The organism is Plantibacter sp. LMC-P-059a, assembly GCF_030209505.1.
GTDB lineage: Bacteria > Actinomycetota > Actinomycetes > Actinomycetales > Microbacteriaceae > Plantibacter.
Genome location: NZ_JARVRZ010000001.1, coordinates 1 through 19312 on the forward strand (window position 1 = coordinate 1; position 19312 = coordinate 19312).

Annotated in this window: 20 protein-coding genes, 1 other RNA gene and 1 pseudogene; 6 read left to right on the forward strand and 16 right to left on the reverse strand. The window is 71.1% G+C overall.

Going from position 1 to position 19312, the window contains the following annotated elements:
* Positions 1–10: 10 nt before the first annotated feature.
* From rnpB to QRN27_RS00020, 4 genes are all read right to left on the reverse strand, one after another.
* Positions 11–377: RNase P RNA component class A (gene rnpB, locus QRN27_RS00005), an RNA gene on the reverse strand.
* 72 nt (positions 378–449) lie between these two features.
* Complete coding sequence (locus QRN27_RS00010) at positions 450–1187, reverse strand: zinc ribbon domain-containing protein (protein WP_285040134.1); 738 nt, start codon at positions 1185–1187, stop codon at positions 450–452.
* Between the two features lie 23 nt (positions 1188–1210).
* Positions 1211–2050, reverse strand: a complete 840-nt coding sequence (locus tag QRN27_RS00015) for a Nif3-like dinuclear metal center hexameric protein (RefSeq protein WP_285040136.1) — start codon at positions 2048–2050, stop codon at positions 1211–1213.
* 50 nt (positions 2051–2100) lie between these two features.
* Complete coding sequence (locus QRN27_RS00020) at positions 2101–2718, reverse strand: LysE/ArgO family amino acid transporter (RefSeq protein ID WP_285040137.1); 618 nt, start codon at positions 2716–2718, stop codon at positions 2101–2103.
* 68 nt (positions 2719–2786) lie between these two features.
* On the opposite strand from QRN27_RS00020, the gene QRN27_RS00025 reads away from it, so the two are divergent.
* From QRN27_RS00025 to QRN27_RS00035, 3 genes are all read left to right on the forward strand, one after another.
* Positions 2787–3686, forward strand: coding sequence for a LysR family transcriptional regulator ArgP (locus tag QRN27_RS00025; RefSeq protein WP_285040138.1), 900 nt, complete (start codon positions 2787–2789; stop codon positions 3684–3686).
* Positions 3687–3749: 63 nt separating this feature from the next.
* Positions 3750–4169 carry an organic hydroperoxide resistance protein gene (locus QRN27_RS00030; RefSeq protein ID WP_285040139.1) on the forward strand — a complete coding sequence of 140 codons (420 nt, stop codon included), beginning with the start codon at positions 3750–3752 and terminating at the stop codon, positions 4167–4169.
* An 81-nt stretch (positions 4170–4250) separates the two neighbouring features.
* Entirely contained in the window at positions 4251–4400 is a 150-nt protein-coding gene (locus QRN27_RS00035) for a hypothetical protein (RefSeq protein WP_285040140.1), read from the forward strand.
* A gap of 46 nt (positions 4401–4446) precedes the next feature.
* Here QRN27_RS00035 and QRN27_RS00040 read toward each other — a convergent pair whose 3' ends face one another.
* From QRN27_RS00040 to QRN27_RS00050, 3 genes are all read right to left on the reverse strand, one after another.
* Positions 4447–4686, reverse strand: a complete 240-nt coding sequence (locus QRN27_RS00040) for a hypothetical protein (protein ID WP_285040141.1) — start codon at positions 4684–4686, stop codon at positions 4447–4449.
* A gap of 148 nt (positions 4687–4834) precedes the next feature.
* Positions 4835–5761 carry an aldose 1-epimerase family protein gene (locus tag QRN27_RS00045; protein ID WP_285040143.1) on the reverse strand — a complete coding sequence of 309 codons (927 nt, stop codon included), beginning with the start codon at positions 5759–5761 and terminating at the stop codon, positions 4835–4837.
* A 9-nt stretch (positions 5762–5770) separates the two neighbouring features.
* The gene (locus tag QRN27_RS00050) at positions 5771–7069 is read right to left on the reverse strand and encodes a kynureninase (RefSeq protein WP_285040144.1); all 1299 of its coding nucleotides are present in this window, start codon (positions 7067–7069) and stop codon (positions 5771–5773) included.
* A gap of 71 nt (positions 7070–7140) precedes the next feature.
* Between QRN27_RS00050 and QRN27_RS00055 the strand changes: the two genes are divergently transcribed.
* Together QRN27_RS00055 and QRN27_RS00060 are read left to right on the forward strand one after the other, a co-directional pair.
* Complete coding sequence (locus QRN27_RS00055) at positions 7141–7785, forward strand: FMN-dependent NADH-azoreductase (RefSeq protein ID WP_285040145.1); 645 nt, start codon at positions 7141–7143, stop codon at positions 7783–7785.
* A gap of 90 nt (positions 7786–7875) precedes the next feature.
* Entirely contained in the window at positions 7876–9450 is a 1575-nt protein-coding gene (locus tag QRN27_RS00060; RefSeq protein WP_285040147.1) for a molybdopterin-dependent oxidoreductase, read from the forward strand.
* A gap of 228 nt (positions 9451–9678) precedes the next feature.
* Here the strand turns inward: QRN27_RS00060 and QRN27_RS00065 are convergent.
* From QRN27_RS00065 to arfB, 6 genes and pseudogenes are all read right to left on the reverse strand, one after another.
* Positions 9679–10233 (reverse strand): annotated as a pseudogene (locus QRN27_RS00065) (SGNH/GDSL hydrolase family protein); the annotation flags it as partial.
* 64 nt (positions 10234–10297) lie between these two features.
* Positions 10298–11341, reverse strand: coding sequence for an LLM class flavin-dependent oxidoreductase (locus QRN27_RS00070; protein WP_285040149.1), 1044 nt, complete (start codon positions 11339–11341; stop codon positions 10298–10300).
* Between the two features lie 49 nt (positions 11342–11390).
* On the reverse strand, positions 11391–11741 hold the full coding sequence (locus QRN27_RS00075; protein WP_285040150.1) for a hypothetical protein: 351 nt from the start codon (positions 11739–11741) through the stop codon (positions 11391–11393).
* A 176-nt stretch (positions 11742–11917) separates the two neighbouring features.
* Positions 11918–12577: a ThuA domain-containing protein gene (locus QRN27_RS00080; protein WP_285040152.1), complete on the reverse strand. Its 660-nt coding sequence runs from the start codon at positions 12575–12577 to the stop codon at positions 11918–11920.
* Between the two features lie 49 nt (positions 12578–12626).
* Positions 12627–13589: an NAD-dependent epimerase/dehydratase family protein gene (locus QRN27_RS00085; RefSeq protein ID WP_285040153.1), complete on the reverse strand. Its 963-nt coding sequence runs from the start codon at positions 13587–13589 to the stop codon at positions 12627–12629.
* A gap of 107 nt (positions 13590–13696) precedes the next feature.
* A complete protein-coding gene (gene arfB / locus QRN27_RS00090) occupies positions 13697–14119 on the reverse strand; it encodes an alternative ribosome rescue aminoacyl-tRNA hydrolase ArfB (RefSeq protein ID WP_056006046.1) in 423 nt (140 codons plus the stop codon).
* Between the two features lie 78 nt (positions 14120–14197).
* Here arfB and QRN27_RS00095 point away from each other — a divergent pair, with 78 nt between their 5' ends.
* Positions 14198–15205 carry a diacylglycerol/lipid kinase family protein gene (locus QRN27_RS00095; RefSeq protein WP_285040156.1) on the forward strand — a complete coding sequence of 336 codons (1008 nt, stop codon included), beginning with the start codon at positions 14198–14200 and terminating at the stop codon, positions 15203–15205.
* 21 nt (positions 15206–15226) lie between these two features.
* On the opposite strand, the gene QRN27_RS00100 is transcribed toward QRN27_RS00095, so the two are convergent.
* The 3 genes from QRN27_RS00100 to QRN27_RS00110 all read right to left on the reverse strand — a co-directional run bounded on the left by QRN27_RS00100 (position 15227) and on the right by QRN27_RS00110 (position 19310).
* Positions 15227–15934: a cyclodeaminase/cyclohydrolase family protein gene (locus tag QRN27_RS00100; RefSeq protein WP_285040158.1), complete on the reverse strand. Its 708-nt coding sequence runs from the start codon at positions 15932–15934 to the stop codon at positions 15227–15229.
* A gap of 66 nt (positions 15935–16000) precedes the next feature.
* A complete protein-coding gene (locus QRN27_RS00105; protein ID WP_056006055.1) occupies positions 16001–17014 on the reverse strand; it encodes a LacI family DNA-binding transcriptional regulator in 1014 nt (337 codons plus the stop codon).
* 43 nt (positions 17015–17057) lie between these two features.
* Positions 17058–19310, reverse strand: a complete 2253-nt coding sequence (locus QRN27_RS00110; RefSeq protein WP_285040160.1) for a beta-L-arabinofuranosidase domain-containing protein — start codon at positions 19308–19310, stop codon at positions 17058–17060.
* Between the last annotated feature and the right edge of the window lie 2 nt (positions 19311–19312).

Genomic DNA, 19312 nt, shown 5'->3' on the forward strand with positions numbered 1-19312 from the left:
GCCGGGGGTGTGAACGGGTCGACCGGTACGCCGGGTTCTGTCCCACGCTCTCGCGTTTGGACGGCCATCTCTCTCGGGACGACGTTGCCGCCGCCCTCTAGCGGTCTACCCGGGAACTTGGCGAGCAGCCTCAGCGTTCCCTGTTGACCTTGCTCCGGACGAGGTTTACCGAGCCGACCGGGTCACCCCGGTCGCTGGTGGGCTCTTACCCCACCGTTTCACCCTGACCGTGGTCGCCCACGGCGGTCTGTTCTCTGTGGCACTGTCTCGCGGGTCACCCCGGGTGGGTGTTACCCACCGCCCTGCTCTGTGGAGCCCGGACGTTCCTCGGCACCGTGACCCGGAGGTCGCGGTGACGCGACCGTCTAGCCGGCCCGTTCACGCAGACGAGTCTACCGGCCCACGGCCGGCACGATGGACCGGCGTGCTGCACGGCCCGACCCGACGGGTCAGATGAGGCCGGACTCGTCCGTCCGTACGACGATCGCGGCGCACTCGGGGCACTGCACGACGTCCTCGGACGGCGCGGCGCGGACGGCCTGCAGGTCGTTCCCGGTGAGGGACATCTTGCAGGCGCCGCAGGTGCCGGCGCGGAAGAGGGCCGCGCCGATGCCTCCGCGGGCACGACGCTGGTCGTAGAGCGCGAGGAGATCGGCGGGGATGCCCGGCGCGAGCGATTCACGGTCGGCGACGAGCCGCGCCCGTTCCGCTTCGAGTTCGACGAGCTGCGCGTCGCGCTTGGCGACGACCTCGTCGAGGAGCTCCTGGAGCCCGGCGCGCTCGGCGTCGACCTGGGCGACGGCTTCATCGGCCGTCTCCACCCGTTCCATGACGTTCAGCTGGATCTCTTCGAGGTTGTTCTGCCGGTTCTGCAAGGAGGCGATCTCGCTCTGCAGGGCCTCGACATCCTTGACGGAGGTGGACGACTGGAGGCGGTCGGCGTCGCGCTTCAGGCGGGCCTCGACGACGGCGACGTCGGACTCGATGCGTCCGAGCTCGGTCTGCGCGTCGTCGCGCACGCCGACGCGCTCCAACCGGCGGAGCCGAACGGTCTCGATCTCGGCCTGCAGCTGCGCGATGCGGGCGACCTCGGGGAGGTTCGACGCACGGTGGGCGGTGCGCTGCACGCCGGTGTCGATGCTCTGCAGGGTGAGCAACGTCTTCTGGTCTGCTGGGCTGGCTTTCACGTCTGTTCCAAACTCTCGACTCATCACCCTACCGGCCGCGTCGACTCCTGGGTGACGACGAAATCCCACGGGTCGGTGCGCTGTCCGCTGACCCGGATGTCGAGCTCCGGGAGCTCCCGTCGCAGCGCGACGGCCGCGACCTCCAGCCAGAGTGACTCGCTCGCCCAGTGCGAGACGTCGATGAGCGCGGGCCCGCCGGCGAGGATCGCCTGCTCTCGGGCCTCGGACGCCGGGTGGTGGCGCAGATCCGCCGTGACGTACAGGTCGGCTCCCCGGACGGTGTCGTGCGAGAGCAGCGAGTCACCCGCTCCCCCGCAGACCGCGATCCGCCGGACCGGCTGGTCGACGTCGCCCGCCACGCGCACTCCGGTCGCCGTCGCCGGGAGCACCTCGGCGAGGAGCCGGGCGATCCGCCCGAGGGTGGTCGGTTCGGCCAGGTCGCCCACGCGGCCGAGGCCGGTCACCCCGTCGGAGGCTGGGACGATCGGGACGGCGTCCAGCAGGCCGAGGCGGCGTGCGAGCACGTCCGAGGTGCCGTCGACCACCACGTCCGCATTCGTGTGGGCGGCGATGAGGGCCGCGTCGCCGCGGATGAGCCGTGCGATGAGCGCACCCTTGTAGCGGTCGCCCGCCACGGTCGTGACACCACGCATGAGCAGGGGGTGGTGCACGAGCAGGAGCCCGCCGGGCTCCTGCAGCAGCTCGTCGACCGTGGCCCCCACGGCGTCGACCGCCAGCAGGACCCGCGCGACCGGCTGGTCCGGGTCGCCGACCACGAGGCCGGGCGCATCCCAGTCCGACGCTCCGGACAGCGGCCACAGCCGCTCGACGACGGCATTGACTTCACGGAGTGTTCTCGTCACCCGGCAAGCCTAGCGACGATGGACGATCAGGCGGCGGTGGGCACCGATGGTCAGTGCCGCACGATCAGCAGGACGGCGAGGGTCACCATCACCACGGCGATGGCGGCGTCGAGCACCCGCCAGGCGATCGGCTTCGCGAAGAGGCCCTTCAGCAGACGGGCGCCGAAGCCGAGTGCGGTGAACCACACCACGCTCCCGAGCACGGCGCCGGCCGCGAACCACCACCTGCCCTGTTCGCCGTGTGTGTTCGCGATCGATCCGAGCAGGAGCACCGTGTCGAGGTACACGTGGGGGTTGAGCCAGGTGAGGGCGATCACCGTGAGCACGGCGGCCCGGAGCGAGGTCTTCGTCCCCGGCCCCTCGGCTGTGAGACCACTCGGTGAGATCGCTCGGCGGGCGGCGAGCAGCCCGTAGGCGACGAGGAAGGCGGCACCGGCCCAGCGGAGGATGTCGAGGACGAGGGGGAAACGCTCGATCACGAACCCGATCCCGCTGACGCCGGCCACGATCAGGACCGCGTCCGACAGGGCGCAGACGAGGACGACCGGGAGGACGTGCTCGCGGCGGATGCCCTGACGGAGCACGAACGCGTTCTGCGCACCGATGGCGACGATCAGCGAGAGGCCGAGCCCGAAACCGGCGAGGACGTCCTGGATGGCGGTGGTCATGAGGCGACCGTAGGACACATCCGAACATGAGACCAGTTCACGTTTCTCATGGACCATGAGAAACTCTGATGATGGACCTCCAGTTCGATCAGCTCCGCGCCTTCCTCGCCGCCGTCGACCGCGGCTCGTTCGACGCGGCGGCCCGCGAGCTCTCAGTGACCCCGTCGGCCGTGAGCCTGCGGATCAAAGCGCTCGAGCAGCACGTCGGCCGGGTCCTGCTCCTCCGGACGCGACCCATCACGACCACCGCATCCGGCGAGACCATCCTCCGCCTCGCGCGGGCGGTGCAGCTCCTCGAACGCGACGCCTCGAGGGAGCTGCACCCGGACGGGTCAGCCGACGGTGCCGCGCCCTCAGCCATCCCGATCGTCGTCAACGCCGACTCGCTCGCCACGTGGCTCCTCCCCGTGCTGGCCGAGCTGGCCGCCACGGAACCGGTCGCCTTCGACCTCTCGCGGGAGGATCAGGACCACTCCACGGCCCTGCTGCGGGACGGGACGGCCATGGCCGCGGTCACCTCGAGCTCGGAAGCCGTCCAAGGCTGTACCGTCCAGGCACTCGGCCGGATGCGGTACCGGCCTATGGCGTCGCCGCGCTTCGCAGCGCGGTGGTTCGCCGATGGAGTGACGGGAGCAGCCCTCGGCGACGCCCCGGTCGTCGTGTTCGATCGGAAGGACGACCTCCAGGACGCCTACCTCCGTCGACGCGGTGTCGACCCGGCCGGTCCGCCCCGACACCACGTCCCGGCGTCGGCGGACTTCGCGACCGCGGTCCTCCTCGGCCTCGGCTGGGGCATGCTTCCCGACGCGCAAGGGGCGGCACCGGCCGCGGCCGGTGATCTCGTGGCCCTCGACGACGACGGCGTGCTCGACGTGCCGCTGTACTGGCAGCAGTGGCGACTGGACTCGCCGCTCCTCCAGACCGTCGCGTCAGCGGTCATCGCCGGTGCTCGCGAAGCACTCCTCTGAACGCCAGCCGAGAGCTCGGGAGCAAGGTGCGCGGACCGGGCGCGACGGTGCCAGGATGGAGCAATGGATATCGCGTACACAGCAGTTGCCCATGCCACCGGAGGCGGACGAGACGGACACGTCCGCAGTGAGGACGACCTCCTCGACTTCGACACCCGGCCCCCCAAGGAACTCGGCGGGAGCGGCGAGGGCACCAACCCAGAACAGCTCTTCGCCGCCGGCTACGCCGCCTGCTTCCTGAGTGCCCTGCACTCCGTCGCACGGAGCTCCAAGCTCGACACGACCGACGCGGCGGTCTCCGCCAGCGTCGGCATCGGGTCGAACGGTGAAGGCGGATTCGGCCTCGCGGTCGAACTCGACGTCTACGTGCCCAACGTCTCGCACGAAGAGGCACAGCAGCTGGCCGACCAGGCGCACCAGGTGTGCCCGTACTCGAACGCCACGCGCGGCAACATCGAGGTCACCGTCTCCATCGTCGACTGACGACGCACCACTCCCGCAAGCCCTGTCGATCGTCGTGCCCGCTAGCTAGGCTGGCGCGCACGACGATCGAGAGGAACACCCGTGTCTGATTTCGGAGCAGTCGAAGGCATTCGCGACGAGGGCGCGGCAGCGATGCTGCCGGGTCTCCCCGATGATGCGGTGGAGGACGAGCAGCTCGAGGACGAGGCACCGGAATCGACGGCTGCAGACGACAGCACAACTGCGGACTGAATCGCTGCCTCCTCGCCGCTCCGGCGGGACGTTCCGCCGTCGATCGTCAGCGCACCATGGCCGCAGCGATCACGCCGATGATGGCGAGCTGCATGACGAGCACGAGCCCAACGGTGAGGAACAGGGTGCTCCAGAGCACGATGTTGCCGAGCAGTAGGCCCACGAAGGCGGCGACGCGACCTCGAGGTCGGTCCACCGGACGCGCCACGGCCACCCGTTCGGCGCGAGCGATCCGCGGCGTGGACATCGTGAACGTGATCGGGTTGGTGTCCAGGTGCGTGGTCATGGATCCAGTGTCCGTCGCGACACCCATGGTCGGCATCGGACGATGAGACGATCATCGCGACCGCGGGGTCATCCTCTGAGCTGACCCGCGTCCGCACCTGGGACCAGCGCACCCTCCCCCGTTCGGCGGTGAGGCGGGCACGCTCCGCTCAGGAGGCTGTGAGACGGATCCCCCACGACAGCGACCATTGCTCCTCAGGTTCCAGCCACCGCAGACCGGTCCCGCTGTTCAACGCGTCCGCCGGAGCCGTCATCGGCTCGACCGCGATCGCCTGCACTGGACCCTCGGACGTCGGGAAATCGCTCGGGGTGTAGACCTGGACGAACCGGAAGTCGTCGTCCGCCCAGAGCTCGACCCCATCGCCGTCCGGCGCGGTGAGCCGATGCCTGACGACTCCGTCGGTCGCGCGGACGTCGCCGAGTCCGACATCGATCGCGAGGTCGCCCACGCGGACGCCGGAACGCAGGTCGTGGTCCGTGCCGTCAACCGGGCGGGTGGCGACCGGGATGCGCTGCTCGTCGGTCTCGAACCAGGAGTCGGCGGCGATCGTGACGGTGAGGTCCGCCGTCGAGACGCCACCGAGCGCGAGATAGGGGTGCGCACCCACCGCGACCGGCGCCGGTCGCGTCGACCGGTTCACGATCGTGTGGGTGACCCGGAGGCCGTCATCGACGAGGGCGTAGGCCACCGAGGTGTCGAGGTGGAACGGATAGCCGTGCTGCGGGAACACCGAAGCCGTCAGCGTGACGCCGCCGTCCGTGCGTTCCCCCTCTCGATAGCCGGTATTGCGGAGCAGGCCGTGCGAAGCGTTCCCCGTGGCAGCCTCGGTGACGTCGAGCTGCTGCGGCTCGCCGTCGAGCGTCCACCTCGCGTCCCGCACCCGGTTCGGCCAGGGCACGAGGATCAGGCCGCAGCCCTTCGGCGCGACGACGTCCTCGCCGAAGGATTGGATGAGGGAGCGCCCGCCGACGGAGAGTTCGCGGAGTCCGGCGGCGAGCTCGGTGACGGTCGCCCGGACCTCCCCGTGTGGACCGAGGTGGCTGAGGCGGTACTGGATTCCGGAGACAGGCGACATGTCGTCAGCCTACGACGACTGCCCTCCACGCGGCGTGGAACCCTCGCGCTCCGTCCACTGCTCGATCGCGGCGGCGATGCGGAGGAGGCCGCGCTCGAGCTCCACGAAGCCGGAGCTCAACGGGGCGAGCCCGATGCGGAGCCCGTCCGGGTGCCGGAAGTCGGGGATGACGCCCACGTCCCACAGCTCCGGGGTGATCTCACGGAACGACGGATGCCCGAGGGTCACATGCCCGCCGCGGCGCTCCGGCTCCCGCGGGGTCATCACCCGGACGCCGAAGGCCGCGAGGTGCTCGTCGACCCACGAGATGGCGAAGGCGGTGAGTGCGAGGGACTTCTCGCGGATGGCCGCAACACCCGCGGTCTCGATGAGCGAGAGGGCGTCCTCGAGGGGCAGCATCCCGACGATCGGCGGGGTGCCGCTGAGGAATCGACGCATTCCCTTCCCCGGCCGGTACGTCTCGGACATCGCGAACACGTCGGAGGCACCCATCCAGCCCTGGACGGGCTGCAGGAGCCGATTCTGATGCCGTTTCGCGACGTAGGCGTACGCCGGAGCGCCGGGACCGCCGCCGAGGTACTTGTAGGAGCATCCGACCGCGAGGTCGACGCCCCAGGCGTCCAGCTCGACCGGGACCGCGCCGGCGGAGTGGCAGAGGTCCCACAGCACGAGGGCACCGGCGTCGTGCGCGACGGCCGTCAACCCCGCGACGTCGAGGAGCGCTCCCGACCGGTAGTCGACCTGGCTCAACACCACGAGGGCCGTCCGTCCGTCGACGACCTCCCGCAGCTGGTCCGCCGTGACGCCGTGGACCGGGTCGGCGTCGATCCACCGCACACGGAGACCGCGCTCGGCCGCGATCCCCTCGACCACGAAGCGATCCGTCGGGAAGTTCCCCACGTCGATGACGATGTCCTCGCGGACCGGTGCCGTCGTCGCGTCGGCGGTGCTCGCGTCGACCGCGGCGCGGATCAGCTTGTACAGGAGCACGGTGGTCGAGTCGGCGACGACGGTCTGACCGCCGGCCGCCCCGAGCACGGTGGCTCCGAGACGGTCGCCCAGGGTCAGCGGCATCGCGAACCACCGGTCGTCCCAGGAGCGGATGAGCCTCGTGCCCCACTCCTCGGTGATGAACGACTGCAGGCGATCCGCCGTGGCCCGGAGCGGCCGCCCCAGCGAGTTCCCGTCGAAGTACGCCGACACCCCGTTCGCGGGCACGAAGGCCGCGAGGTGCTCGGCGAGCGGATCGTCCGCGTCGAGCGCGAGCGCATCCGGACGGGCGGGCGTGACAGGGAGGGTGGCGCTCATGGTGCGACGCTAACCGGCCGCGATGAGTGCCGCAAGGAGGTGCGCACCGCTCGGCTTGCTAGCGTTGCCGCATGCCAACGCTCCTGCACCTCGACTCGTCCGCCGATCTGGCCACCTCCCGCTCCCGCCGCCTGTCGCAAGCGGTGGTCGACGCCTGGCGGGATGCCGATCCCACCGGCGTCGTCGTCCGACGGGACCTGCATCTGGACCCGGTCCCGCACCTCGCGGACGCGAGCCTGCACTGGTCCGCCGCCGATCGCCAGCCCGGCGCGAACCCGCCCGCCGAGGCGGAGGAGCTGCAACGCCTCCTGCTCGACGAGCTCCTTGGCGCCGACATCGTCGTGATCGGGGCACCGCTCTACAACTTCTCGATCCCGTCGTCGCTCAAGGCCTGGATCGACCACATCCACGTCCCCGGCGTGACGTCGGCGGACACCGGTGCCCTCACCGGCAGGCCGGTCGTGATCACCACCAGTCGCGGCATCGCGTACGACGCCGGCACGCCCACGGAAGGGTGGGACCACGAGGTACCGGCGCTCCGCACCCTGTTCGGTGGCGCGCTCGGCATGGACGTCCACGTCATCACGACGAGCCTCACCCTGGCCGACCGCGAGCCCGGCCTCGCCGGACAGCGTGAGCGCAGCGCGCAGGAGCTCGACGAGGCCCTGCGACTGGCGGCCGCGACCGGTACCCGACTGGCCGTCGCGACCGCCTGAACCTGCGATCCGTGCACCCGGCACGGATCGGACCAGCCTGATCCGCCCCGTGCTCCGAACTCCTGTCGAACCACGACCAGGGAGTTGCACATGCGATCGAAGCATCAGACCGGCACCAACCGAACGGGACGACGTCTCGTCGTCCTCGCTGCGGCCCTCGCCGGCATCGTCTCGGCCGCGGTGTTCCTCGCCGTCGCAGAGCTCGCCGCGCTGCTGTTCGCCCGCGGCAGCAGCCCACTGCTGACCGTCGGCTCCTTCGTCATCGACATCGTCCCGCGCTGGGCGAAGGAGTTCGCGATCGAGGCCTTCGGGAGCAACGACAAGATCTTCCTCCTCGTCAGCCTCGGCGTCGCCGTCGTGATCGCGGCAGCGGTCGCCGGGGTCCTCCAACAGGTCCGTCCGCCGCTCGGCGTCGTGATCCTCGTGGCGGCCGGCGTGTTCGCCGGAGCGACGACGGTCACCCGCGCCGGTGCGACGCCGCTCGCCGTGGTCCCGGTGATCCTCGGTCTCGCAGCCGGCGTCACCATCCTGATCCTGCTCGGCCGACGACTGCCGAACCGCCGTGCGGCCGGAGCCGAGGCCCGCGAACGCGACGGGTTCGACCGCCGCGGCTTCTTCCGCGTCGCCGGCATCGCCGCCGCCGGAGCCGTCGTTGTGGGGGTCGGTGCCCGGATCATCAACGTGACGACCTCGTCGATCACCGCGGTCCGTGACGCGCTGAAGCTCCCCACTCCGAAGTCGACCGTGACGATCCCGGACGGCGCCGAAGTGGACGTCGACGGCATCAGCCCGCTCTTCACCCCGAACGACAAGTTCTACCGCGTCGACACCGCGCTCACCGTGCCGACCATCGACCCCGGCACCTGGTCGCTCACGATCGACGGCATGGTCGGCGAGCAGGTCCAGATCTCGTTCGACGAGCTGCTGGCCATGGGGCTCGACGAATACGTCATCACGATGACCTGCGTCTCCAACGAGGTCGGCGGCAGCCTGCTCGGCAACGCGAAGTGGCTCGGCATCCCCGTGCGCGACGTGCTCAAGCGCGCGATGCCGGACTCGAAGGCCGACATGGTCCTCTCGACGAGCGTCGACGGCTTCACCGCCAGCACGCCGCTCGAATCGCTGACCGATCCGAACCTCGACGCGATCCTCGCGGTCGCGATGAACGGCGAACCCCTGCCCCTCGAGCACGGCTTCCCCGTCCGCATGGTCGTGCCAGGGCTGTACGGGTACGTCTCGGCGACCAAGTGGCTCACGAAGCTGACGGTGACCACGTTCGACAAGGACGAGGCCTACTGGACGCCCCGCGGCTACGACGCGAAGGCACCGATCAAGCTCTCCTCGCGCATCGACACCCCTCGCATCGACAAGCAGGTCACGCCGGGTCCAGCGAAGATCGCCGGTGTCGCCTGGGCGCAGACCGTCGGCGTCGCCAAGGTCGAGGTCAGCATCGACAACGGCGACTGGCAGAGCGTGAACCTCTCGACCGCCATCAACGACGACACCTGGGTGCAGTGGTGGATGGACTGGGAGGCGACCGCCGGGACGCACTACGTGGCCGTCCGCGCCACCGACAAGGCCGGGAACCTGCAGATCGAGGAGCAGGCGCCGATCGCGCCGAACGGTTCCTCCGGGTGGCAGCGGACGCTCGTCCGCGTCGGCTGAGCCGACCGGCCCGCGCGGGTCCACCGGCTGGAGCTCCGCGATCTTCGGCTCGCGACCGTCGCCGGAGGACCGCCCGGTCAACCGGCGTCCGATCCACGGCAGGACGTGCTCGCGGTAGTAGGCGGCCGTCCGGCGCTGGCGTGGGCCGGGCGGCGCGGCCGCGACGTCGTCGATGCCCCACTCCTCGGGCACCGGCACCCCGAGGGCCGTGAGCACGTTGCTCGCCACGCGGGCGTGGCCGAGCGCGTTGAGGTGCAGTCGGTCCACGGACCAGTAGCGGAGATCGCCCAGCGGCTCGTCGGCCCAGTTGTCGACGAAGGTGACGCCGTCGCGCGGGTACCGGACGCGGACCGCTCGGGCGAGCTGCTCACCGCGGCGCGCGAGGAGCGAGCCCATCGGGATGTGCGCGGACGGGTTCGCCCCGCTCAGGAGCAGGACGTGCGCTCCCCCGCTGCGCAGCCGCTCGACGGCACCGTCGAGTCGATCGGCGACGCCGTCGATCGACACCCGTGGGCGCATGATGTCGTTCCCGCCGCCGTTGAAGCTGACGAGGTCCGGCCCCATCCCGATGGCCCGATCGAGCTGCTCGTCGAGGATCGGGATGAGCTTGCGGCCACGGATGGCCAGGTTCGCGTAGGCGACGGGTTCGGAGCCCGACCGGGCGAGCCCGATCGCCACGAAATCGGCCCATCCGCGCAACGAGCCGTCGTCGCGGACGTCACCGTACCCCTCACTGAAGCTGTCGCCGATGGCCACGTACCGCTTGAACCCGTGCTGCGTCATACCTGCACCCTACGCGCGACCGGGCGCGGTCTCGGACGGGTCGTCCGGGCCGGACGTCCGCCGCTCAGGCGGGCCTGGTCTCGCCGTCAGCGGCCGGCAGCCAGCCGAGCGCCGGTCCGAGGGCGCCGGCGATGTCGGTGAGCAACTGCGTGTAGTCGTCGGGTTCGAGGGTGAACGGCAACGCGAACGCGACCTCGTCCACCTCCTGGAATCCGGCGTGCTCGTGCAGTCGCTCCGCGATCTCGGCACTCGTCCCCAGCAGGTCCTCGGCGAACAGCATGCGGCGCGGACCGTGCGCGACGCCGACGCGATGCCGCCTCGACTCGACGTAGTCGCGGTACCGGCTGCGTTGCGCGGACGTGGCGGAGTCGGTCGGCATGACGACGAGCCCCTGCGACACCCGGGCCCGCGCGCCGTCGGGATGCCGCTCGCGGAACAGCCTGACCTGCGCGGCCTGGTTCGCGGCGAAGTCGGTCGTGCCGTCCTCCGCGGCGATGACGCTGCTGGTGAGGAGGTTGAAGCCGTGCTCCCCGGCCCAGCCGGCCGAGCGGAGGCTGCCGGCGCCGTACCAGAGCCGCTCGGCGAGCCCGGCCGCGTGCGGCTCGACGCGCGAGGAGTAGTCCTCCTGCCCCTCGCGGCCAGCGGTGTCGCTCACCACGTCACCGCGGATGAAGGACCGCAACCGCAGGACGCGGTCGTACCCGAGGTCCTCCTGCTCGAGGGTGGTGGGATACAGGGCGTCCTTGAACGCGTCGAACCGCATCGGCTCACCCGTGCTGAAGCCTGGCAGCAGGCGTCCGCCGGCCAGCACGTCGACCGTGCCGAGGTCCTCGGCCAGTCGGAAGGGGTTCTCGGCACCGAGTGGGGTCACCGCCGTCCCGAGCGCGATGCGCGTGGTGCGTTGGCTGGCCGCGGCGAGGACGGCGACCGGGGACGAGATGCCGAACTGCAGGTGGCGGTGTCGCAACCAGGCGCTGTCGAACCCGAGGTGCTCACCGAGCTCGATGAGTCGCAGCGTGGACTCGTGCCCGCCCGCCGGATCCTCGGGGTCGAACAGGCCCATCGTGAGGAAGCCGAGTCTGCGGAGCGGTGCTGAGGATCGGGGCATACTCCGACCCTACGACGGCAGCGCGACAGGATGCGCCCTCGGCAGGACGTCAGCTCGGTGCGCCGAGCAGCACGGTGAACATCGCCCCGATGCTGCCGAGGATGAAGAGCATGGTGCCGAGCTGCATGGTGAGCGACTTGTTGCGGGACGCCGTCGGGACGTCCACCTCCAGGATCGGGCATCCGGACCAGCCCAGCAGCCCGATGCTCAAGCCGACGATGACGGAGCAGCACCACCACAGCACGCGGAGCCCCTCGGTGAGGATCGCGGGGCGCCAGCCGGAGGCGAGCAGCAGCCCCAGGGTGATCGCGGTACTCCCGACGGCGACACCGAACCAGACGGTTCCGGTACGCATGATGCGCTCGACGGTGCGCTCGGGTGACATGAGGTCGTGTGACACGTGGTGCGGCTTTCTCGGGGTCCCGGATCCTGACACGGGCCGCGGCCGGTGTTCCCGCTCTCTCGCAGCCCCGAACAGGATCCTAGACCCGCTCGAGCGGCGCGACGCCCTTTCCCCCGGGGCTTGCATCCGGAGCGGTCACCCGACACACGGTGTCCGTCGGGATCCGTTCCGCATCATGCCGACGGGGCCCGCGCCGCCCACCGGGCGAGCGACGCCACCAGGGCGCGATGCTCGGGAGCGGCGTAGGAGCGCTCATCGTGTCCGAGGGCGTCGACGGCGACACGGGCGGATCCGACCTCACGGACCCACACCGCGGGGAACCGGTCGCCGTCCACCTCGTGTTCGGCGACCGTCGTGCTCCGCCCGATCGCCTGCAACCGGAGGTACTGCTCGTCCTCGATCGGCACGTCGGCGACCCGCCCGCCGTCGGGCATCGTGAGCCCGCGGACGACGGAGTGGCCGATCGGCGGATGCCAGGACACCCCGGGCAGCCACATCGCACCGATCGCGGGCGCCCACTCGGGATAGTCGCGGAGCGAGGCGAGCGCCGCGTGCATCGCGAGGACGCCGACGCCTCGCCGGAGCGCCTCGGAGAGTCCCTCGACCGCGGCCTCGGGTGCTCGGCCGGACTCCTCCGACCGCCACGGATCGCCGGCGTTCACGATGAGCAGGTCGACGTCGGCGAGCCGGGTCATCGCGCGGTCGACGTCCTCATGGACCTCGACCGAGAAACCGGCGTCCCGCGCGATCTCCGCGAGGAGCGGACTCGTCCGCGTGTAGGGGTGCCAGGGGTCGCCGTACCGGCCGGTCCCCGAGGCGATCAATGCCTTCACCGCTACTCCGTTCCTCTGACGACGGTCGACGTCGCCGCGGCCTGACGGTTCACGGGCTCGGGACGTCCAGCTCGTCGTTGGCGACGAGCCAGCGGAGCGCGTCCCTGACCGCGTCCGTCGAGGTGTGCTTCGGCGCGTATCCGAGCAAGGAGCGGGCCTTCTCGATCGAGACGCAGTGACTGCGCACCAGGTGCTCCCACGAGGTGTCGGCGTGTTCCCGGCTCGTGGTCGAACGGAACTCCTCCCAGGTGACCGGGGCGAGATCGGCCGAGCGCCCGAACCAGGAGGCCGCCGCCTCGGCGAACCCCCGCACCGTGATCGCCGAAGCCGAGGTGACGTTGAGGTCCTCGCCGGCGACGCGGTCCCGATGCGCCACCGCGAGCTCGAACGCCTGGGCGACGTCGTCGGCGTGCACGTGGTGCAGCATCTCGGCGCCGAGCCCGGGAACTCGCAACGGTTCCCCGGCCGCGAGAATCCGCCAGACGTCGGGGTCGAAGTTGCCCAGGGGGTTCACCGGGGCCCAGCCGGGTCCGACGATGTGCCCGGGATGGAGCGACGTCGTGACCAGGCCGCCGTCGGCGGTCTCCTGCTGGAGCATCCGAGCGATGCGGTCCTTCTCGACGCCGTATTCCCCGAAGGGCGGCGTCCCACCACCCTCGACGATGGGTACGACGGCGCTCGGACCGTACCGCCAGATCGACCCGCAGTGCAACAGATGTCCGACGTGGCCGCGGAGGCCTTCGACGAGCGCCTCGGCGGACGGCAGGGTGAAGCAGACCAGGTCGATCACGACGTCGCAGCCGAGCGCGGCGATCCGTGCCGGGAACGTCCCCGCCTCGTCTTCGGCCTCGCGGTCGACGACGAGGCGCTCGACGTGCTCCCATTCCGTGGCCTCGGCGTAGGGCGCGCGCGTCCCACGGCTGACGCTGACGACCTCGTGGCCGGCCCGGACGAGTCTCGGGACGAGGAACGACCCGATGTGGCCCGTACCCCCGATGACGACGATTCGCATGATGATCCTCCGTTCGCGCACGCCGACGTCCTCGGGGCTGCGCCTGCACGGCAGGTTAGTCGAGTCGCGCGGGTGCCGCAGGCCCTTGCCGCGGAGGGCGACGGACGTCAGTCGTCGGCGGGGCGCCGCCGCTGTTGCTTCGTGGCCGAACGCTGCTGCTTCGCCGCGGTGTGGCGTCGAGCCGACCCACGGGTCGGGCGGGTGGGCCGACGAGGCGCGGCGGACGGCGCGAGCGCCGCGCGCAGGCGTCCGGCCAATGCGTCCAGGGCGAGCTCACGATTGCGCAGCTGGGACCGTTCCTGCGACACCGTCACCGTGATGGTGCCGGCGACGAGCCGGGCACCGAGCTGGGCGAGGAGCCGCTCACGCTGCGCCTCGGAGAGGACGACAGACTCGGCCACACTCCAGGACAACTGGACGCGACTGTCCGAGGTGTTGACGTGCTGCCCTCCGGGCCCCGAAGACCGCGAGAACCGCCACCGGAGTTCGGCGGCGGGGATCGTCAGCTGCGGCGACACCTCGAGGTCCATGGTGCAAGCGTCTCACGGGCCGACGGCACCCCGGCGTCCACGGCGGCTTCCGAGCGTGGGCCTCCTATCCTTGTGGCTGTGAACGATGCACCAGCCGGACCCGGCCCCCGACGGGCCGCCGTCGTCGTCAATCCCTCCAAGGTCGATGTCGCAGCACTCCGCGCCGCCGTCGGGGACGCAGAGGCGGTCCATGGACTGTCCCCCTCGACCTGGCACGACACGAGCGCCGACGACGACGGCCGTGCCGCGGCCGAGGCAGCCATCGCGACCACGCCGTCCGTCATCCTCGTCGCCGGCGGGGACGGGACGCTCCGGGTCGCCGCCGGGGTCGTCGCCTCCACCGGCATCCCCCTTGCGCTCGTGCCGGCGGGGACCGGCAACCTCTTCGCCCGAGCGCTCGGCCTGCCGCTGAACGACCTGCGTCGGTCGGTCGAGATCGCCTGTTCGGGTCGCGATCAGCCCGTCGACGTCGGTCGGGTGCGTCTCGGCCGTTCGGACGGCACGCACGGCGAGGAGGTCTTCCTCGTGATGGCGGGCATCGGACTCGACGCGCACATGGCCGGCCACACCAACGCGTGGCTGAAACGTCGGATCGGCTGGCTGGCCTACTCGGATCCCATCGCGCGGAGCATCTTCGGGAACCGGCAGTTCGACCTGCACTACCGTCTGGACGACCTCCCGGAGGCGACCGCGAGGGCGCACACGATCATCGTCGGCAACTCCGGGACACTCACCGGAGGCGTCCTGCTGCTCCCGGAGGCGGTCGTCGATGACGGCCTCCTCGACGCCGTCATGCTCCGGCCGGGACGCGGCCCGGGATGGACGAACATCGGCTACCGCCTGACCTTCAACCGGATGCTCCACCGCACGAGGTTCGGTCGGCTCGTCGGGCGGTTCTCGCCGAAGGTCCGCGCCATCAGCTACGCCCAGGCGACGTCGATGCGGGTGCGACTGGACGAGCCCCAGGAGATCCAACTGGACGGGGACTCTCACGGCGCCGTGACCTCGGTCGCCCTGACCAACCTCCACCACGCGTTGATCGTCCGCGTGCCGGACGGCGCTCGTCCGCGTCCGCTCGCGGGCTGACCCGCGACCGGGCGCAGCGGGTCACTCCGTCGGTGCCGCGTCGGCGTCGATGGAGGCCGCGAGCCGGTCGATCCGCTCGAGGGCTCGGTCGAACACCGGCACGAGGTCGAACAGTGCCGGCTCTGCCCGGCGGACCTCCTCGAGCGATTCGTGGGCGCTGCGCACCGAACCGAGGTCGAAACTGACGTTCGTGCGCGCACCGGTGATCGCGGCTCGGAGGGCGCCGATCGCGACCGCGACGTCGGCGATCAACGCCGGATTTCCGTGCGTGGCCAGCCAGGCGAGATCGTCTACGGCCTCGACGGCGTGCTCCCCGAGCCGTGCCGAAGCGGCGGCCGCCTCGATCGACGCCGCCCGGATCGCCTCATCGCGCTCCGGACCCCGTGGCCGCCGGAAGGCGCTGCCGAACGCGTGAGAGGCTTCCGCGTCAGCATCGGCCAGGCGGAGGGCGAGAGCTGAACGTGCTTCGGCCCTGGCGCGCAGGGCGGTGATCGTCGCCTCCGGATCGTCGCCTGATTCCGAGGTGCCTCCGCTCGTTCCGCCCGCCGACGCATGCTCCGGCTCCGTGTACCCCGCGACCATCGACGTGAGGCCGGCGGCGATCGACAGCATGAGACCGGACGCGGCACCACCCCCGGGGTTCCCCGTCGCCCGCCCCAAGGCCCGCATCCACTCGGAGACGCTGGAGCGCTCCGTCGACACCTCGTCCTGCTCCGGTGATCCCGTCATGGAGACCATTCTCGCTGCGGTCGAGCACCGGGCGGCAGGGCTTGCGGGGGTGCGTTACGGCCCGGCTCAGCTGGAGGCGCGGACGATGAGCTCCGTCGGGAACTCTGCACGGTCCCCCGGGTCGGCGCCCGGTTCCGCGTCGAGCACGAGCTGCACGGCTCGCGCCGCCATCGCCCGCATGGGCTGCCGGACCGTCGTCATCGGCGGGGGCATGAGCCGCGACTGCGGGAGATCGTCGAACCCGACCACCCGGACGTCGTCGGGGATGCGCAACTGCAGTTCCTCGACCGCTCGATAGACGCCATACGCCATCTCGTCGTTGCAGCTGAAGACGCCGATCGGCAACCCTCCCTGTCGCAGTAACCGACGGACGGAGACGAACGCGCTCTCGGAGGACCAGGGCGAGGAGACCTCCTCGACCGTCGCGCCCTCGGCGAACCGCTCGACCGCGGTGCGGAACCCCGCCTCGCGTGCGCGTCCGAACCGGTACTTCGGTCTCCCGGTGATGATCAGGAACCGCCGGGTCCCGCGACGGGCGAGGTGCCGACCCGCGTCGAAGCCGCCCTGCCAGTCCGTCGAACCGACGCTCGGCAGGCTTCGCGCGGGCTCGGCACGCGGGTCGAGCAACACGACCGGGATGTTCGCCGAAGCGAGGATGTCAAGCTGCGAGACATTGGGGCGGATCAGGCACACGACGACGCCGGCCGAGCCGCGTGCCCGCGCCCGGTTGGGCCAGTCGTCGACCATCGAGTCGCTCTCCGGCGTGAGCACGAGGTCGTAGTCGGCAGCGGCCGCCGCCCGCCGGACGCTCGTGACGACGGTGTTCGCCCAGGGATCGTCCCACTGGCTCATCGCCAGGTCGAGGAGCCGAGGCACGGACCGTGGCCGGCCGCGCCGCTGTGCCGATCGGTCGTACCCGAGTTCGAGCGCGACCGCCAGGATCCGGTCCCGGGTCTCGGGAGCCGCGTGGCGCTTGCCGGACAGCACGCGCGAGACGAGGGACACCGAGAAACCGGACCTCGCAGCGACGTCCGCGAGGGTCACCCCACGATCGTCCTCGTGATCGGGCGTCGTCGTCATGTCCCCATCGTCTCGCACGTGCGGCCCGCGCGCCCGCAGCCGCTCAGGCGTCGCTCGCCGTCAGCACCCTGAGTTCGGTCACCCGCGGGGTCTCCTCCCCAGACGGGGCGACGATGGTGAACCGTCTGACCCCCCAGCCGGCGGTCGTCGGGGGCAACGGAACCTCGATCCAGACCAGGTCTCCGTCGCGTCCGCCCAGTTGTTCCTCAGCGACCCTGCCGTCGATCTCGATCGCGAACCCCCGAGTGTCGTCGTCGGGCAGCCACGAGACCCTGACGACGCGCGCCAGCAGGTGCGGGTCCACGAGGGTGACCGACATCCGGTCCGAGGTGCTGCGCCACCGGACACCGCCCGCCGCTCCTGAGCGGGTCGACCCGCCTCGGAACCCGTGATCGGCCTCCGGTTGCTGCTCGCCCAGCGCGACGCGGTCGACCGTCCGTCCGTCGAGCGTCGCGGCGATCCGGTCCCGATCGGCCAGACGCGCTCGGCGCTCGTCGACGGACCGCTGGTCCGAGCCGGAGGCGACGGGGAAGATCACGGTGTATCGCGCGTCGTGGAGCCCGGCGAACGGCTCCAACCGGATCGGGCCCCGATCCGAGTCGACCAGGAACGAGCCGTCCGCATCGCGCCGGGGCACGGACGACCTCGGGAGGATCGGTGCCGTGGCGAGCGGGGTGAGCGGGCCGACCGCCGTGTGTGCGGCGTGCGGCCGGTCGGCCACGACCATCTCGGCGTCGAGCGCCACCCCGCGAGCGGCGAGCACGGACGGACCCCAGAGCAGTGCCGTCCAGTCGGACCCGTCCGGGAACGGCTCCGACCGTCCGGTCATCCCGAGCTCGAACGAGACGACGTCCCCGTCCTCCCACGCGCGGTCCAGGACGAGGTGCCCGCCGTCGACCGTCGCCTGGATCTCGATGCCGTTCACCCGCACGAGCGGCACCGAGGCGGTCCACCCCGGCACGCGGATGCGCACCGGGAACCGCCTGCCCCGCTCGAGCCGGACCGTCAGTGCCACCAGGCCGTCAGCCGGGAACGCGGTCTCCTGCTCGAGCACGAGGCCGAGCTCCGGGATACGGACGGTCGACGACGCGAAGAGCTCCACCGACACCGTCTCGCCGTCCAGTCGGTAGAGGGACTCGCCGTGTTTCGCATGGCTCTCGAGCCCCGTCCCGACGCAGCACCAGAAGCTGTGCTGCGGCGCCGAGTACACGCGGTAGTGGTCCGGCCGCATCGACGTGAAGTAGACGAGACCGCCGTGTCCGGGATGCTGCGCGGACACGAGGTGGTTGAAGAGGATCCGCTCGATCATGTCGGTGATGTCCGGATCGGCCGAGTCCGCCGACAGCCGCCTCCCCAGCTTGATCAGGTTGTAGCTGTTGCAGGTCTCGGGGCCTTCGCGGTCCTCCGTCATCGGCGTGAAGTCGTCGACGGCGTGGAAGTGCTCACGCACGCTGTTGCCGCCGATCGCCACCGACCGGCGCGTCACAATGGTCTGCCAGGCGAACCGCGCGGCCCGCCCGAGCGTGGGATCACCGTTGCGAGCGGCCAGCGCGGCGAAGCCGACGAACTGCGGGATGCGGGTGTTCGCGTGGAGACCGGTCAGTTCGTCGGAGGAGCGCGACAAGGGCCCGCTGAGGGCGGTTCCGGTGAAGCGTGCGGCCATGGCGAGGTGGCGCGGGTCTCCCGTCAGGTCGAACAGGTCGACGTAGGCCTCGTTCATCCCGCCGATCTCGGTCTCGAGCATCAGCTGGAAGTGCTCCTCGTCGATGTCGGACGCCAGTGCCTCCCACCAGTCCGCCAGACGCACGACGACGTCACGGGCCGTCTCGTTCCCGGTCAAGCGCGCGGCGTCGATGAGGCCCGCGTACAGCTTGTGCAGGTTGTACCAGGGCACCCAGCGGTCGCCGCCGAAGGTCGACGCCGTGATGCCCTCCGCCACCTCCGCCCAGAGTTCTGCACTCCTCGGGATGCCGCCGACGTATCCGGTGCCGAGGTGGGCCTGCGCACGTGAGAGCTCGGCGACGGTGTATGCGAGCCGGGATGCCAGCACCTCGTCGCCGGTCGACGCCACCATGAGGGAGCAGGCCGAGAGGTAGTGGCCCGCGGTGTGGCCATCGAGGCCGCGCCGCTCCCAGTCGTCGTAGGACGGGGCGCGCGTCGGCAGTCCGGCCTCGCGGAGGAACGGAGCGAGGAGCCGGTCCGGTTCGAGGGCGTGGAGATAGGCACGGTCGGCCTCCTGCGCCTGCAGGAGGGGGCCGCCGGTGAGCGTCACCTGAGAGAGAGGGATGAACGGCATGG